Origin of the sequence: Nonomuraea cavernae (genome assembly GCF_040655715.1) — a bacterium.
Classification (GTDB): Bacteria; Actinomycetota; Actinomycetes; order Streptosporangiales; family Streptosporangiaceae; genus Nonomuraea; species Nonomuraea cavernae_A.
Genome location: NZ_JBFAKL010000011.1, coordinates 189,915 through 205,656, shown reverse-complemented (window position 1 = coordinate 205,656; position 15,742 = coordinate 189,915). Strand labels below are relative to the sequence as shown.

Below are 15,742 nucleotides of genomic sequence, written 5' to 3'. Positions count from 1 at the left end.
GCGTTCCCACGATCGATTTCGGTGAGGCGGCATGGACGAACATAACGACACGGGCACATCGGACACGATCCGAGCAGGTATGACGGACACGACGCCGCAGGCCGGACGAGACTTGGTCCAGGCAGCCGTGACGGAGACCACGACGCGGGTCGGGCGGGTCCGGATGACGCAGTATGCGCACGGAGGCGGTTGTGCCTGCAAGATCCCGCCCGGCGAGCTGGAGGCCGTCGTGGCGGGCCTGCTCGGGGGGTCCTCCCCCGAAGGCGACCTGCTCATCGGGCTCGACGACGGTGACGACGCCGCCGTGGTCCGCATCGAGAACGGCCGGGCGATCGTGGCCACGGCCGACTTCTTCACGCCCGTGGTCGACGACCCGTACGACTGGGGACGCATCGCGGCGGCCAACGCCCTGTCGGACGTCTACGCGGTGGGCGGGCAGCCGCTGGTGGCGGTCAACCTGCTCGGCTGGCCGATGGCGCAGCTGCCGCTGGAGCTGGCCAAGGAGGTGCTGCGCGGCGGGCTGGACGTGGCCCGGGCCGCCTCCTGCCACGTCGCGGGCGGTCACAGCATCGACGATCCGGAGCCCAAGTACGGCATGGCCGTCACCGGCCTGGCCGACCCCGACCGGCTGCTGCGCATCGACGGCGGCCGGGCGGGGCTGCCGCTCTCCCTCAGCAAGCCCCTCGGCGTCGGGGTGCTCAACTCCCGGCACAAGGCGACCGGCGAGGTGTTCGCGCAGGCCGTCGCCTCGATGACCACGCTCAACCGCGACGCCTCCCGGGCAGCGCTCGCGGCCGGCGCGCGGTGCGCGACGGACGTGACCGGGTTCGGCCTGCTCGGCCACCTGTACAAGCTGGCCCGGGCGAGCGGTGTGACGGCGGTGGTCGATGCGGCCGCCGTTCCCTACCTGGAGGGGGCCCGCGAGGCGGTGCGCGACGGCTTCGTCAGCGGCGGCACCCGGCGCAACCTGGCCTGGGTGCAGCCGCACCTCGACTCGGGAGGCATTGACGAGGAGGACATCCTGCTCCTGGCCGACGCCCAGACCTCCGGCGGCCTGCTGGTGGCCGCCGAGATCCCCGGCGCCCCCATCGTCGGAGAGCTCATCCCCTTCGACGGAGCCGCCCTGCGACTGCGCTGATCCCCCATCGAGCTCCGCGCACGGCGGAGTCGCGTCGCGGCTGCGCCGGGGGTTACGTCGGGTTCGCGGGCTCACCCTCCTCCGGCAAAGCCGCGTTACCGCTCTGCCGAGGGTTACGTCCGGTTCGCGGGCTCGCGCTCGTCAGGTGGAGCCGCGCTCGGTTCGGCGCGGGCGTCGAGGCGTTGCCGCTGTGGGATGACGGTGTACTTCGGGTCGGCGGCGGAGGCGCGGCCCGCCTCCAGGATCCCGAACCGGGTGCACAGGGCGCCCGCGGTGAGGGCCAGGCCGGACAGCACGGCGAGCGTCCGGCCGCGCCCGCTGACGGCGGCGAGGGCCGCGCCGCCGACGGTCAGCGCGCGGGCCGCGCGCATCAGGCGTCCCGCCCGCCCCAGCCGGTACGGCTCGCCGAGCAGCCCCAGCCGGCGTTCCATCACCACGCCGGCGACGGTCTCCAAGACGGACCCGGCGACCGCCACCGCGCGGGCCGGTGCCGCCTCGGCACGGGGCGCGGCCACCAGGCCGACGGCTCCCGCGCTGGCCAGCGCGCTCCCGGCGAACAGGAACGGCAGCTCCCGGTGGGCCTCGTGCCAGGCGGGCACGGCGGTGTCGGCGACGAGCACCGCCGTGTAGGTGGCGGTGAGCGGACCGGTCAGCCCGGAGGCCAGCACGGCGGCGTCACCGGCCACCGGGAGGATCCCGGTCAGCTCGGAGGTGGCGGCGAGCGCCGCTAGGCCGCCCTGCGCGGCCAGGATCCAGGAGCCCACGCTCATCGGCGAGGTGACCTTGAACAGCCGGAACATGTTGAGGAACCGTTCGGGCCTGCCCAGTTCGGCGGCGAGCAGGACGGCTCCGGCGGCCGAGCCGACCGCCGCCGCGACCCTGGCGGTGCGGGCGAGCCCCGGGTATCCGGTGTACCTGGCCAGGATGGCCATCAGGGACGACGCCCCCGACATTCCGCCCAGGTATAGATATGTCGGCATGTGGGGCTCGTGCCAGATCGGGGCCTTGATCACCGGCCGCCCGTAGTAGGACCGGAACTCCGCCTCCGGCACCATCGCCCGTTCCCGCTTCACCATCGCCCCCTACCGCCCAGAACCCCGCGTCCTGGAGCACCGCGTCCCAGAACCCCGCCCACCAGACTCCTGCCCGCCGGAACCCTGTTCCCCGAAACCCTGCTCTCCAGGAAGGCCGCCGCCACGACACCCACCATGGAGACCGCCGCCGCCCCGGCCCAGCGCCACATGGCCGGCAGGTCGCGGGTGGTGACCACGGGATCCGGCGGCAGGCCGTACACCTCGGGTTCGTCGAGCAGCAGGAAGAACGCGCCCGTGCCGCCCACCCCGTCGTCGGGGCTCTCGCCGTACAGCCGGGCCTCGGTGTGACCGTCGGCGTGCAGACCGGCCAGCCGGCCGGCGGCCCGCTCGCGAAGCTCGTCGAGCGGGCCGAATTGGATCGAGTCGGTCGGGCACGCCTTCGCGCAGGCCGGCTCCAGCCCGCCGAGCTGCCGGTCGTAGCACATCGTGCACTTCCAGGCCCGCCCGTCGTCCTGCCTGCGGTCGATCACGCCGTACGGGCAGGCCGGCACGCAGTAGCCGCAGCCGTTGCAGACGTCCGGCTGCACCACCACCGTGTCGAACTCGGTGCGGAACAGCGCGCCGGTCGGGCAGACGTCCAGGCACGCGGCGTGCGTGCAGTGCTTGCACACGTCCGACGACATCAGCCAGCGGTCCACGTCCTCCTCGTGACCGTCCATCCGCACCGTGCGCGTCTGCTCGATGAAGGCGACGTGCCGCCAGGTGCTCGCGCCGAGCGCCCCGGTGTTGTCGTAGGAGGTCGCCTCGAAGACGAACCCGTCGTCGGGCAGCTCGTTCCACTCCTTACAGGCCACCTCGCACGCCTTGCAGCCGATGCACACGCTGGTGTCGGTGAAGAAGCCCATCCGCTCAGCCATACCGGTACTCCTCCATCAGGTCGAGCAGCGCCTGTCCCCTGGGCCGCCGGCCCGGCCGGACATGGCAGGTCATCGCCTTGCTCTCCTGGATGTAGACGTTGGGGTCGAGCACGATCGGCAGCAGGTCGTTGGCGACGTCACCGGTCACCAGGCCGCCGCTGCCCCACCCCCAGTGGTACGGCAGGCCGACCTGGTGGATCACCCTGCCCTGGACGCGCAGCGGCCGGACCCTGCCGGTGACCAGCACCCTGGCCTCGATCAGCGAGCGGCTGGTCACGATCGTCGCCCAACCGCCGTTGACCAGCCCGACCTCGGCCGCGAGCTGGGGCGACACCTCGCAGAACAGCTCCGGCTGCAACTCGGCGAGATAGGCCAGCGGCCGGCTCATGGCGCCCGCCGTGTGGTGCTCGGTGAGCCGGTAGGTGGTCAGCACGTACGGGAACCGGGGTGACTCCGGCGGGTTGTAAGGGCTCTCCGGACGGTGGTAGATCCGGCGTGCCGGGTTGGCCTGCTGACGGTAGAGCGGGTTGTGCACCGGCGACTCGTGCGGCTCGTAGTGCGCCGGCATCGGCCCGTCGGCCAGGCCCAGCGGCGCGTACAGCCAGCCCTTGCCGTCCGACTGCATGATGAACGGGTCGGTCCCGGCCAGCGCGTCCTGCGCCTTGGCGCCTTCGGGCGGCAGGTAGCCGGGCGGCTTGTTCTTCTCGAAGTCCGGCACGTCGAGCCCGGTCCACTCACCCTGCTCCTCGTCCCACCAGACGAACGCCTTGCGCTCGCTCCACGGGCGGCCCTCGGGGTCGGCGGAGGCCCGGTTGTAGAGGATCCGCCGGTTGGCCGGCCAGGCCCAGCCCCATTCGGGCGCCACGGGCGTCTGCTCGCGGCCCGGCCGCCGGCGGGCTGCCTGGTTGACCTCGTCGGCGTAGACCCCGCAGTAGATCCAGCAGCCGCACTGGGTGGAGCCGTCGGGCCTGAGCTGGGTGTAGGCGGACAGCGCCCGCCCGTCGGGCCCGACGCCGCCGATCTCGCGCAGCACGGCAGTCGCCAAGGGCTCGGCGCGCTCGCCCTCCTCCGGGTAGTCCCAGGTCAGCTCGCGTACCGGCCGGTCGATCTCGTCCTCGGTCAGCCGCTGCCTGATCCGCTTGCCGAGGTGGTAGTAGAACCACAGGTCGCTCCGGCAGTCACCGGGCGGGTCGAGCGCTTTCTCGCGCCACTGCAGCAGCCGCTGCGTGTTGGTGAACGTGCCCTCCTTCTCGACGTGACTCGCCGCCGGCAGGAAGAACACCTCGGTGGCGATGTCCTCGGTGCGCAGCTCGCCGGTCTCCAGCTCCGGGCCGTCCCGCCAGAACGTCGCCGTCTCCACCAGCGTCAGGTCGCGCACCACCAGCCAGTCGAGGTTGGCCAGGCCGAACCGCTGCGCCCGGCCGCCGGAGGAGCCGACCGCCGGGTTCTCCCCCACCACGAAGTAGCCCTTCACCGTGCCGTCGATCTGGTTCATCACGGTCGTGTAGTGGCCGTGGTCGCCGGTGATGCGCGGCAGGTAGTCGAAGCAGAAGTCGTTCTCCTCGGTGGCCGCCTCGCCCCACCACGCCTTGAGCAGGCTCACCAGGTAGGAGCGCCGGTTGCCCCAGAAGCCGGTCTCACCGCCCTCGTGCTCCAGGTAGTCGTCCAGGCCCTCGTGCCGGTGGGCGTGCGGCATGGACAGGTAGCCGGGCAGGATGTTGAACAGGGTCGGGATGTCGGTCGAGCCCTGGATGCTGGCGTGCCCGCGCAGCGCCAGGATGCCGCCGCCGGGCCGGCCCATGTTGCCGAGCAGCAGTTGCAGGATCGAGGCGGTGCGGATGTACTGCGCGCCGACCGTGTGCTGGGTCCAGCCGACCGAATACACCCAGGCGGTGGTCCGCTCCCGGCCGGAGTTGGCGGTGATCGCCTCGGCCAGCTCGGCGAAGTCGGCCTGCTGGATGCCGCACATCCGTTCGACCAGCTCAGGGGTGTAGCGGGCGAAGTGCCGCTTGAGGATCTGGTAGACGCAGCGCGGATCGCTCAGCGTCGGGTCGGTCCGCGGCCTGGGTGGCGCGGCGGCTCCGCCCGAGCCGTAGCGGTCGGCTCCGGCGGCCTCCGCGTGACGCCGCCCGCCCTCCCCCCGCTCGTCCGGCTCCGGTCCTCCATCCTCCTCGTACGACCAGCTCGCGGGGTCGTACGTACGCGTCTCCGGGTCGAAGCCGGAGAACAGCCCGTCGAGCTCCTCGGTGTCCTGGAAGTCCTCGGACACGATGGACGAGGCGTTGGTATAGGCCAGCACGTACTCACGGAAGTCCAGCCCGTTGCCCAGCACGTGGTTGATCAGCGCGCCGAGCAGCACGATGTCGCTGCCCGCGCGGATCGGCAGGTAGGTGTCGGCCATCGCGCTGGTGCGGGTGAAGCGTGGATCCACGTGAAACACCTTCGCCCCGCGCGCCTTGGCCTCCATCACCCACTGGAAGCCGACCGGATGGCATTCGGCCATGTTGGAGCCCTGGATGACGATGCAGTCCGCGCCCGCGAGGTCCTGCTGGAAGCCGGTGGCACCGCCACGCCCGAAGCTGGTCCCCAGACCGGGGACGGTGGAGGAGTGTCAAATGCGCGCCTGGTTCTCCACCTGGATCGCGCCGAGGGCGGTGTAGAGCTTCTTCATCAGGTAGTTCTCTTCGTTGTCGAGCGTCGCCCCGCCCAGTCCGGCGATGCCCATGGTGCGGCGCACGACCTTGTCCCCGTCGGTCTGCTGCCACGTCTCGCGCCGGGTCCGCAGCACCCGGTCGGTGATCATCTCCATCGCGGTGTCGAGGTCGAGCGGCTCCCACTCGGTGCCGTGCGGCCGCCGGTAGAGCACCCGGGTCTGGCGGCCCTCATGGGTGACGAGTTGCTTGCTGGCCGAACCCTTGGGACACAGCCGGCCGCGAGAGATGGGCGAGTCGGGGTCGCCCTCGATCTGGCTGACCCGGCCGTCCTTGACGTAGACGAGCTGGCCGCAACCGACCGCGCAGTAGGGGCAGACGGAGCGGGCGACCGTGTCGGCCCGCTCGGTGCGCGGGCGCAGCGCGTCGGTCCGCGCCGACCGCGCCGCGTCTCTCCTGCCGTCCTCGCCCAGGAGCTGCCTGATCAGCGGCCACCTGGAGAACATGCCCCTACCTGCCACGACAGGAGTGCTGCCCCCGTCTGACGGAGGTAATCACCCCGGCACGGTTCCTGCGGGCAGCGGCCCTATTCCGCGAGACTTCCGCAGGTGAAGCCGGCTTCGCGGTCAGGCGAGTACGTCTGCAGCTCGTTCAGGATCGTGCTCTCGGAGAACTTGCGGAACGTTATCGCCTTGTCGCAGTCGTAGATCGCGTATCCGCCCTCACGCTCACCCAGGATCATCATCCACCGGCTGTCGTAGAGCGGCTTACCGCTGCTGTCCTGGAGCTTGGCCCACTGGGTCTGAAATCCCACGGCGTCCAGCAGCGCGGTCGTCTCGCCCTTCTCCAGCACCTGGAGCGTGCCCATGAACATCTGGATGATGAGGGCGAACCCGACGCCGACCCCGGTGAGCGCTCCGACCAGCACCTTCAAGCCCGCGCGGCCGAGCGGTTTGCGGCGCAGCAGCCGGAAGGGCACGACGTAGGCCAGCACGCCGAGGCCGATGACTATGACCAGGTCCAGGGCTTCGAGTTCCAGCGCCTTCGAGTCGAGATTGCTGGCCAGCGCGGTCAGGTAGTACATGTACCCCAGGTAGGACAGGCCGGCCCACGCGGCGGCGATGACCGCGATGATCCACGGGCGCTGCCTGCTTCCCTGGACCACTCGGCCCGTCCAGCCGCGGGTGATCACGTTCAGCAGCCAGCCCAGGCTGACGATGAGCCCGACGACGAGCCCGCCGGCGATCAGCAGGGGCACGAGCGTGCCCAGCAGCCGCCCGAGTAGCACTGCCTGGTCGATGCCCGCCTGCTCAGGAGTGACGCCGAAGAACGAGTAGATCCCTTGGTAGCCGATGTAGAGCAGCGCGTACAGGGTGACGCCGAGCGGGACGACTACCGATCCGACCTTCTCTAAGACGTCAAGAACGCCCGCTTTCTCCTCTTCATGAGGCTGGTCCTCGGCTTTCTGGGGTTGCGCCGGTGTGGGCGCCGCCGATTCGCGGTTGCCCGCGTTCGGACTGCTCAGCGGAGGTGCTTGAAATGACATGGATCGAGAGCATAGATGGTCAATTGGGGCGTCGGTAAATCGAGATCATAAAGACCGGATCCGTACGGTCACCGTCGTCGAACCGCCGCCCTGGCCGGACAACCGGCCGAAGGAGAGCGTGAGCTTCGCCCCGGTCGTCGCGCGAGCCAGGAGCCGGTGCCCACGGATCACCTCGGCGACCGGCCGGTCCCAGGTCACGGTCAGCTCGCCCAGGTCGCGCCGGGGGTCCGACACGGTCAGCGTGGCGGTGCCGTCGCCGCGCTCGCGGACGAGCACCGCGCACGGCGCGCTGGCGGTCAGCCCGCCGGCGGTTCCCGCGTTCCAGAAGTTGACGGCGGTGATCCCAAGTGACGGGACGTGCACTCCCTGCCGCCGGGCGGTGTTGACGAGCACCCGCGCCCACCCGGGGTCGGCGGCCCGAGCCCGGGTCTCGGCCTGGTCCGCCCCCGGCAGCAGCAGGTAGACGTATCCCGCCGAGGCGGGATCGACGCCATGGTCGAACCAGAGGGTCACGTAGGTGCGGCGGGCCGTCCCGGAGCCGCGCTCCTCGCGCGACGTGCGCAGACGGTCGCCGTCGGGCAGGACGTAGCCGCCGTGTCCCTCCAGGTGCGCCCAGTGTCCGGCGGCGTCCACGGTGAGGAACGCGCCGGTCCGGCGGTTGTCCACGATGGTCTCGACCGGCACGCCGTCCGCGCCGCTGATCCCCGCGCCCAGGCAGACCACGGCGTCGTCGAGGAAGAACCACGACTTGAACGCCTCCACGGTGCTCTCCAGGCCGTTCAGGTGCTGGCCGACCGTGGCGTACGTGCCGTCGGTGGCGCCGCCCACCCAGCGGCCCGGCGGGCAGGTGTCGCCCCAGCTCGCCCCGGCGCCGTCGGGCAGTCGCCTGGTGGAGACCGTCGTGCCCGGCAGGCGGTAGGGGTCGACCGTGGACCAGAAGCCGTCTGAATACTGGTCGCCGTGGCCCTCGGTCCACCAGTAGAGCATTCCGGAGCCGGTGTGCCAGCCACGCAGGTTCTCGCCGTTGCCGTGCTCGTAGTGGCCGATCCGGTGGGAGGCCATGCTGAGCCCCGCGCACCAGCCTGGCCTGCGGTGCACCGCGCGGGCGCTCATCGCGAGCAGCCGATGCCCCACGGGCTCGGCGGCCGTGGGGATCGCGGCGTCGTCCAGGACCGCGGCCAGCCGGGCGTGGAACCCCAGGTCGGTGGCCTCCACCGCGCCGAGCATGGGCTGGGGCGTGTTCCGCGCCGCCCACCCCTTGACGAGGGCCTGCCAGCGGGACCGCTCGGCGGCGGAGGCGGTCTCGGCGAGGAGCAGGATCGCGGAGGCGATCGCGCGTCCCCTCCGGTGGTCGCCGTACGGGTGCCTGCCGATCGCCCGGCCGCTGACGAGGTCCATGCACACGCCGTCGTGGACGACGGGCGCGAACGACCTCTCGACGGAGTCGTACACGACCTGCCGGTTCGGGTCGGTGATCTCCCACGGCGAACCGCGCAGCACCGCGAACAGCGTCGCCAGCCCGGACAGCAGCACCGCCCCGTAGGTGCCCTGGTAGGGGACGAACGTGTGCTGGATGAACGAGCCGTCCCGGTAGAGACCGTCGCCCTCCGAGACGTACGGGAAGGTCGGGGAGAGCCCCGAGGCGGCCCGTGCGGCCCGGCCGGGGTCGGCGGTGAGGACGGCGCGCAGCAGCAGCACCGTGCACAGGTCCACCCGGTTGGCCCCGGTGCTGTTGCCGCTGTAGTCGTCCAGGCGGCAGTCGGGGACGAAGTGGTCCACCGCCTCCGCCAGCGCCGCGCCCTGCCGTTCCGTCAGGTGGGGCCCGATGAGCACGGCCGCGTCGAGGAGCCGCTTGGGGACGCCGATCTCCCAGTTCCACCAGTTGCCGGCCGCCTTCGCGCCCGCCGCGTAGACCCGCCGCCGGTAGTGGTCGATCCCGGACGCCACGGCCCCGGCCAGCTCCGCGTCACCGGTCAGGCCGGTCCCCGGCAGGGCGAACGCGCGCGCCATGGTCCGCAGCCGCGCCGGGGTGTCACGAAAGGAGGGGAAGGGGAGGCCGGGCCAGAGCGACGCGCCGCCCGGCGCCATCAGGTCGCGGTAGGCCGCCGCCGTCGAGCCCAGCCTGGCCAGCCGCGTCCGGTACGGCTCCGCCGCCGCGTCGAACCCCGACCCCGCCGTCACGTCCCGCCACCGTTGGCGCAGCCGGTCGAACTCCTGCTCCCCGAACTCCCGGCCCCGAGAATCCTGATCCCGAAAGTCCTGATCCTGAGAGTTCCGGTTCTGAGAGTTCTGGTCCTGAGCGTCCTGATCCCGAGAGCGCGTGTCCTGCCCCGGGACGGCCGCCCCAGCGGCGGCGGCGCTGAGCTGGAGAAATAATCGCCTGGAGTACCCCGTCACGCAAACGATTATGGCCGGGTGAGCTTTGTGGCGTGATCTGTGTGCATGTGCCGGTGGAGGGAAGGGGACGCGTGAACTAGCACGGGAGAGATGATGCGCTCCTCCATCAGTCTTGGCCGGATCGGTGGAGTGCCGGTCGGCCTCAACGTCAGCGTGCTCGTCATCGTGGTGATCCTGGTGGTCGGACTGGCCTTCGGCCGGTTCCCGGTCACCTTTCCGGGGCACTCGGTGGCGATCTACGTGATCGCCGCGCTCGTGACCGCGCTGCTGTTCCTGGCCTCGCTGCTCGCCCACGAGCTGGCCCACGCCATGGTCGCCAAGCGGCACGGCATCGAGGTGGCGGGCATCACGCTCTGGCTGCTCGGCGGCGTGGCCCGGCTGCGCGGCCAGGCCCGCACACCGGGCGCCGACTTCCGGATCGCCGCTGTCGGACCGGCCACCAGCCTGGTCGCCGGGGCGGTGTTCGGGCTGGTGGCCTGGCTGGCCGGCGTGGCCGGCGCCACGTCCCTGGTCGTCGGCATGTTCGCCTACCTGGCCGGGATCAACGTGCTGCTGGCCGTGTTCAACCTGATCCCGGCCGCGCCGCTGGACGGCGGGCGGGTGCTGCGCGCGGTGCTGTGGAAGTGGCACGGCGACCAGGTCAGGGCCTCGATCACCGCCGCCCGCGCGGGCCGGATCTTCGGTTACGCGCTGATCGCCCTGGGCTTCGCCCAGCTCGTCACCGGGCTCGGCTTCCAGGGGCTGTGGCTGGCCCTGATCGGACTGTTCCTGGTGAACGCCGCCAGCGCCGAAGAGCAACAGGCCGTGGTCGCCCCCGCCCTGCACGGCATCCCGGTGAGCCGGGTGATGACGGCGCACCCCGTCGCGGCGTACCCCGACGAGTCCGTGACGACCCTGATCGACCGGTTGGTGATGGTCTCGCACCTGTCGACCTATCCGCTCGTGGACGAGCACGGCGTCTTCGCCGGTCTGGTGACGCTCAACCGGATCCGCCGGGTGCCCGCCGACCGGCGCGCCTCGACCCGGCTGCGGGACATCGCCTGCCCGCCGGGCGAGGTGCCCACGGCGCGGCCGGACGACGCGCTGACCGACCTGCTCGCGCGCATGGACGGCTGCGCCGACGGGCGCGCGGTCGTCCTCGACGACGGCGGTCACCTGGTCGGGCTGATCACGCCCAGCGACATCAGCCGGGTGATCCAGACCGCCGACCTGCGGCCCCGCCGGCCGGGCGGCGCCGACCTGGCACCCCCGTACACCGACCACCCCCGCCCCTGACGCCTTCCCTTCACGGCGGGAAGTCTCACGGCCGGGTACCTCAGGGCTGGGTGCCTCACGACCGCAAGTCTCAAGGCTGGAAGCGGTAACCCATGCCCGGCTCAGTGATCAGATGAACCGGACGCGCCGGATCCCGCTCCAGCTTGCGGCGCAGCTGGGCCATGTACTGGCGCAGGTAGTGGGTCTCCTTGACGTACTGAGCGCCCCACACCTCGGTGAGGATCTGCCGCTGGCTGATCAGCTTGCCGGGGTGGCGCAGCAGTAGCTCCAGGATGTGCCACTCCGTGGGCGTGAGCCGTACGTCGCCGGAGATCGTCTTACCTGCCAGGTCCACCACGTGCTCGCCGAGCCGGACACGGGCGGGCTCCGGCTCCTGGGCGCTGGTCCGGCGGGTCACGGCGCGGATCCGGGCGAGCAGTTCGTCGACCCCGAACGGCTTGGTGACGTAGTCGTCGGCCCCCGCGTCGAGCGCCTCGATCTTGTCGTGGCCGTCGGCCCGGCCGGACAGCACGATGATCGGGACACTGGTCCAGCCGCGCAGGCCGTGGATGACGTCCACGCCGTCGAGGTCGGGCAGCCCGAGATCGAGGATGATCAGGTCGGGATGCCAGTCGGCGGCCTCGCGCAGGGCGGTGCCGCCGTCCGCGGCGACCGCGACCTCGTAGTGCCGGGCCGCCAGGTTGATCCGGAGGGCCCGCAGGATCTGCGGTTCGTCGTCGACGACCAGCACCCGGGTCACCGGAGACCTCCTTCCGTAGCGACAGGCAGCACGCGAGTCACCGGAGACCCGCTTCCGTCGCGGCAGGCAGCACGTGGGGTCACAGGAGGCCCGCTTCCGTCGCGACAGGCAGCGTCAGGATCATGGTGAGACCGCCGCCCGGCGTCTCATCCGGCACGAGGGTGCCGCCCATGGCCTCGGCCAGCCCTCGGGACAGCGCGAGACCGAGGCCGACTCCTGAGTGGTTGTCGCGGTCACCGAGGCGCTGGAAGGGCAGGAAGACCCGGTCGTGCGCCTCGCGCGGGATGCCGGGGCCGCGGTCGATGACGCGGATCTCGACCTGGCCGGCGTACTGGCTGGCGGTGATCAGCACGTGTTCGCCGGGCGGGCTGAAGCGGGCCGCGTTGAACATCAGGTTGACCAGCACTCGTTCCAGCAGCGCCGGGTCGGCGATGATTTCGGGCAGCCCGGCCGGAATGTCGCCCTCGACGTCGTCGCGAACCGGTCCGAGGTCGTCGATCGCCCGGGGCAGGACCTCCTCGACGAGTACGGGCTGGAGGTCGGCCCCCAGCACGCCGGCCTGCAGGCGGCTCATGTCGAGCAGGTTGACGACGAGCCGCTCCAGCCTCTCCAGTGACTCCTCAGCGGTGGCCAGCAGCTCGACGCGATCCCGCTCCGACCAGTCGATGTCGGTGTTGCCCAGGCTCTCCACCGCCGCCTTGGCCGCGGCCAGCGGGGTGCGCAGGTCGTGGCTGACGGCCGCGAGCAGCGCCGTGCGCATCCGGTCCACCACGGCCAGCGGCTTGGCCCGGTCCAGCTCCTCCTGCAGGCGTTGCTGGCGCAGCGCCACGGCGGTCTCGGCGGCGAACGCCTCCAGCACCCGCCGGTCGGCGGCCTCGGTCAGCCGGCCACGCGCCGCGAGGACCAGGTCGTCGTCGATCACCACGTCGGTGTCGGCGGTGTCCGGGCAGGTGGCCGGGGCGCCGCCCGACGTGGCCACGATCCGCCATGCCCCGGGCTCGGAGCGGTCCTCCGGGAACGGCTCGCCGAGCCGTTCCAGCAGTGTGACCGAGGCCAGCCCGAACGTCTCCCGCATCCGGGCGAGCAGCGACGGCACCGCGGCCTGGCCGCGCAGCACGTGGCCGGCCAGGGTGGACAGCAGCTCCGCCTCCGCGCCGGCATGGGCGGCCTCCCGCGTGCGCCGGGCCGCGAGGTCCACGATCACGCTCACCGCGGCGGCGACCAGCACGAACACGGTCAGCGCCAGGAAGTTCTGCGGATCGTAGACGGTGAACTGACCGGACGGCGGCGTGAAGAACCAGTTGAGCAGCAGCGAGCCGCCGACGGCCGCGGTCAGCGCCGGCCACATGCCGCCGACCAGCGCCACCCCGACGACCATGAGCAGGAACAGCAGGATCTCGCTGGGCAGCGCCAGCGTCCCGGCGAACGGCAGCAGCACCGCGGTCAGCAGAGGCATCCCGGCGACGGCCATGACCCATCCGGCCAGCCGCCGCCTGCGGGTGAGCGCCGCCCGGGAACGCGGCCGGCGGGTGCCGGCCTTGCTCACCTCGGCATGCGTGATCATGTGGACGTCGATCGAGCCGGACAGCGCCGTGGTCGTGACGCCCACCCCTCGCGAGAGGACCTGCGCCAGCCGGCCCCGTCTCGACGCGCCGAGCACGAGCTGGGTCGCGTTCACCCCCCGGGCGAAGTCGAGCAGGGCGCGCGGGATGTCGTCGCCGACGACCTGGTGGTAGGTGCCGCCCATGCTCTCGACCAGGGTGCGCTGGCGAGCCAGGTGGGCCGGGTCGCCTCCGGCCAGCCCGTCGGCGCTGGTCACGTGCACCGCGATCAGGTCGGCGCCCTTGTTCCGGGCGGCGATCCGGGCGGCCCGCCGTACCAGTGTGTCCCCCTCGGGGCCGCCGGTCAGCGCGACCACGACGCGCTCGCGGGTCTCCCACGTGCCGGCGATGCCGTGCTCGGCGCGGTAGCGGTCGAGCTGGTCGTCGACCTTGCCGGCGACCCAGAGCAGGGCCAGCTCGCGCAGGGCGGTGAGGTTGCCGACGCGGAAGTAGTTGGCGAGTGCGGCGTCCAGCTTCTCGGGGCCGTAGACGTTGCCGTGGGACATCCGGCGGCGCAGCGCCTCGGGCGACATGTCGACCAGCTCCACCTGGTCGGCCCGCCGCACCACCTCGTCGGGGACGGTCTCGCGCTGCGGGACGCCGGTGATCTCCTGCACCACGTCGTTGACCGACTCCAGGTGCTGGATGTTGACCGTGGAGACGACGTCGATCCCCGCGTCCAGCACCTCGTCGATGTCCTGCCAGCGCTTGGGGTTGGCCGAGCCGGGCACGTTGGTGTGGGCCAGCTCGTCGATCAGCACGATCTTGGGCGCCCGCCGGATGACCGCCTCGACGTCGAGCTCGGTGAAGGTGGCGCCCCGGTGGACCATGGTCCTGCGGGGGACGATCTCCAGGCCCTCCAGCAGCTCGGCGGTGCGGGGCCGGCCGTGGGTCTCGACGAGCCCCACGACCACGTCCCTGCCGCGCTCGCGGGCCCGGCGGGCCTCGCTGAGCATGGCGTACGTCTTGCCCACCCCGGGAGCGGCCCCGAGGTAGACCCGCAGACGGCCTCTGGTCATGTACGGCCCCTGGTCATGTACGGCTCCTGGTCACGACCGGTCGAGCGCCAGGTTGAGCCGGAGCACGTTCACGGCCACGGATGTCCTCGTGTCGTCCCTGAGGGGGACGGTCCTGCCTGCCGCATAGTCCTCACCCGGCCTGCCGCATTCCACCTTGAGGCCATCGTAAGTGGTCACGAAGGGAGCCTCCGGACAGGCATGGTTGACGCTGACCGCCCGGTCGGGCGGCCCTTCGACCACCAGGACAGGTGGCGATATGGCAAGCAAAGCCCCGAAATCGGCCTGTTTCTCACTTCTTGACGGGTTCTATACGCGCAGCGGCCGGAAGTTGACGCGATCTCTACGCGGGGGCTCATGCCGGAAGTGCGAACGAACTCTACGCGGGGGCTCAGGCCAGAAGTGCGAACGAACTCAACGCGGGGGGCGCACCAGGAGGTGCCCGCGAATACCTCGTTCTGTGCGGTGGCGGTGAGGGCGGCTCGTAGGGCAAAGTGAAACAGCGTTTCCCTAGGAGGTCTTGACGTGCGTTACGTGATCATCGGCTGTGGCAACGTGGGCATGGAGCTCGCCCGCCGCTGGACCGAGGCGGGCCATCAGGTGACCGGCACCACCACCACGCCCGGACGGGTCGAGGAGCTGCGAGAGGTCTGCTCCGACGTGGCGGTCCTGCGGGGCAGCGACCGACCGGCCGTGGAGCGGGTGACCGACGGGGCCGACGCCGTGGTGCTGACCGTGAGCCCGCGCCTCGCCCGCTCCTTCGACGCCGGCCAGCGCGTCGCCGAATACGCCGACACGCTGACCGCGAGCGCGCGGACCGCCGCCGAGGCGCACCCCCGGGTGGTCTTCACCAGCTCGGTCTCCGTGTACGGCGCCGGCACGGGAGCCGTGGTGGACGAGGAGACGCCGACGACCACCGATCCCGACGCCTCGCCGCGCAACTTCGTCGCCGCCGAGCAGGCGGTGCTGGCCACGACCGGCGGGGCGGTCGTCCGCATCCCCGACGTCTACGGCCATCCCCGCGACCTCGACTACCCCACCCGGGTGAAGCTCGCCCACGAGGTGCTGGGCGGCAGCGTCCCCTTCTCCGCCGCCGCCCTGCTCTACCGGATCGACTACCGTGACGCGGCGGCGGCCCTCGACTTCGTGGTGAGCGAGGGCCTGACCGGCATCTACAACGCCGTCCCCGACGCCGTCACCCCCCGGACGAACGAGGAGATGTTCGGCGAGATCTGCGCCGCCGAGGGGTGGCCCGCGCTGACCTTCCGCGGCGAGATCAGGACACCGACCGTCCCCCTGAGCTCCGCCAAGCTCCGGGGCGCTGGATTCTCCTTCGCCCACTGACCGCCTCGGGCCGAGCTCGCCGTACGGCCGGGCCAGGGAAGGTTCGCCGTACGGCTGGGCAGGGGGAGAGGAGCGGATCGGAGA

Annotated in this window: 11 protein-coding genes; 3 read left to right on the top strand and 8 right to left on the bottom strand. The window is 71.8% G+C overall.

The window, feature by feature from the left end; translation table 11 throughout:
• The first annotated feature begins 163 nt into the window (after positions 1-163).
• Positions 164-1,138, top strand: coding sequence for a selenide, water dikinase SelD (gene selD, locus AB0I38_RS18800; protein ID WP_436838758.1), 975 nt, complete (start codon positions 164-166; stop codon positions 1,136-1,138).
• Between the two features lie 113 nt (positions 1,139-1,251).
• On the opposite strand, the gene nrfD is transcribed toward selD, so the two are convergent.
• From nrfD to AB0I38_RS18775, 5 genes are all read right to left on the bottom strand, one after another.
• Positions 1,252-2,214 carry an NrfD/PsrC family molybdoenzyme membrane anchor subunit gene (gene nrfD, locus AB0I38_RS18795; RefSeq protein WP_358469016.1) on the bottom strand — a complete coding sequence of 321 codons (963 nt, stop codon included), beginning with the start codon at positions 2,212-2,214 and terminating at the stop codon, positions 1,252-1,254.
• Complete coding sequence (locus tag AB0I38_RS18790; RefSeq protein WP_358469014.1) at positions 2,208-3,089, bottom strand: 4Fe-4S dicluster domain-containing protein; 882 nt, start codon at positions 3,087-3,089, stop codon at positions 2,208-2,210. The genes nrfD and AB0I38_RS18790 overlap by 7 nt, the downstream gene beginning before the upstream one ends.
• Positions 3,082-6,246, bottom strand: coding sequence for a formate dehydrogenase (fdh, locus tag AB0I38_RS18785; protein WP_358469011.1), 3,165 nt, complete (start codon positions 6,244-6,246; stop codon positions 3,082-3,084). The genes AB0I38_RS18790 and fdh overlap by 8 nt, the downstream gene beginning before the upstream one ends.
• 80 nt (positions 6,247-6,326) lie before the next feature.
• Entirely contained in the window at positions 6,327-7,286 is a 960-nt protein-coding gene (locus AB0I38_RS18780; RefSeq protein ID WP_358469008.1) for a hypothetical protein, read from the bottom strand.
• A gap of 45 nt (positions 7,287-7,331) precedes the next feature.
• Positions 7,332-9,467, bottom strand: a complete 2,136-nt coding sequence (locus AB0I38_RS18775; protein ID WP_358469005.1) for a polysaccharide lyase 8 family protein — start codon at positions 9,465-9,467, stop codon at positions 7,332-7,334.
• A 306-nt stretch (positions 9,468-9,773) separates the two neighbouring features.
• On the opposite strand from AB0I38_RS18775, the gene AB0I38_RS18770 reads away from it, so the two are divergent.
• Positions 9,774-10,958, top strand: coding sequence for a site-2 protease family protein (locus AB0I38_RS18770; RefSeq protein ID WP_358469002.1), 1,185 nt, complete (start codon positions 9,774-9,776; stop codon positions 10,956-10,958).
• A 70-nt stretch (positions 10,959-11,028) separates the two neighbouring features.
• Here the strand turns inward: AB0I38_RS18770 and AB0I38_RS18765 are convergent, their stop codons facing one another.
• The 3 genes from AB0I38_RS18765 to AB0I38_RS18755 all read right to left on the bottom strand — a co-directional run bounded on the left by AB0I38_RS18765 (position 11,029) and on the right by AB0I38_RS18755 (position 14,494).
• A complete protein-coding gene (locus AB0I38_RS18765; RefSeq protein WP_358468999.1) occupies positions 11,029-11,697 on the bottom strand; it encodes a response regulator in 669 nt (222 codons plus the stop codon).
• Positions 11,698-11,776: 79 nt separating this feature from the next.
• Entirely contained in the window at positions 11,777-14,317 is a 2,541-nt protein-coding gene (locus tag AB0I38_RS18760) for a DUF4118 domain-containing protein (RefSeq protein ID WP_358468996.1), read from the bottom strand.
• Positions 14,318-14,347: 30 nt separating this feature from the next.
• The gene (locus AB0I38_RS18755; protein ID WP_358468993.1) at positions 14,348-14,494 is read right to left on the bottom strand and encodes a hypothetical protein; all 147 of its coding nucleotides are present in this window, start codon (positions 14,492-14,494) and stop codon (positions 14,348-14,350) included.
• Positions 14,495-14,839: 345 nt separating this feature from the next.
• On the opposite strand from AB0I38_RS18755, the gene AB0I38_RS18750 reads away from it, so the two are divergent.
• Positions 14,840-15,658: an NAD-dependent epimerase/dehydratase family protein gene (locus AB0I38_RS18750; protein ID WP_358468990.1), complete on the top strand. Its 819-nt coding sequence runs from the start codon at positions 14,840-14,842 to the stop codon at positions 15,656-15,658.
• Positions 15,659-15,742 lie beyond the last annotated feature (84 nt).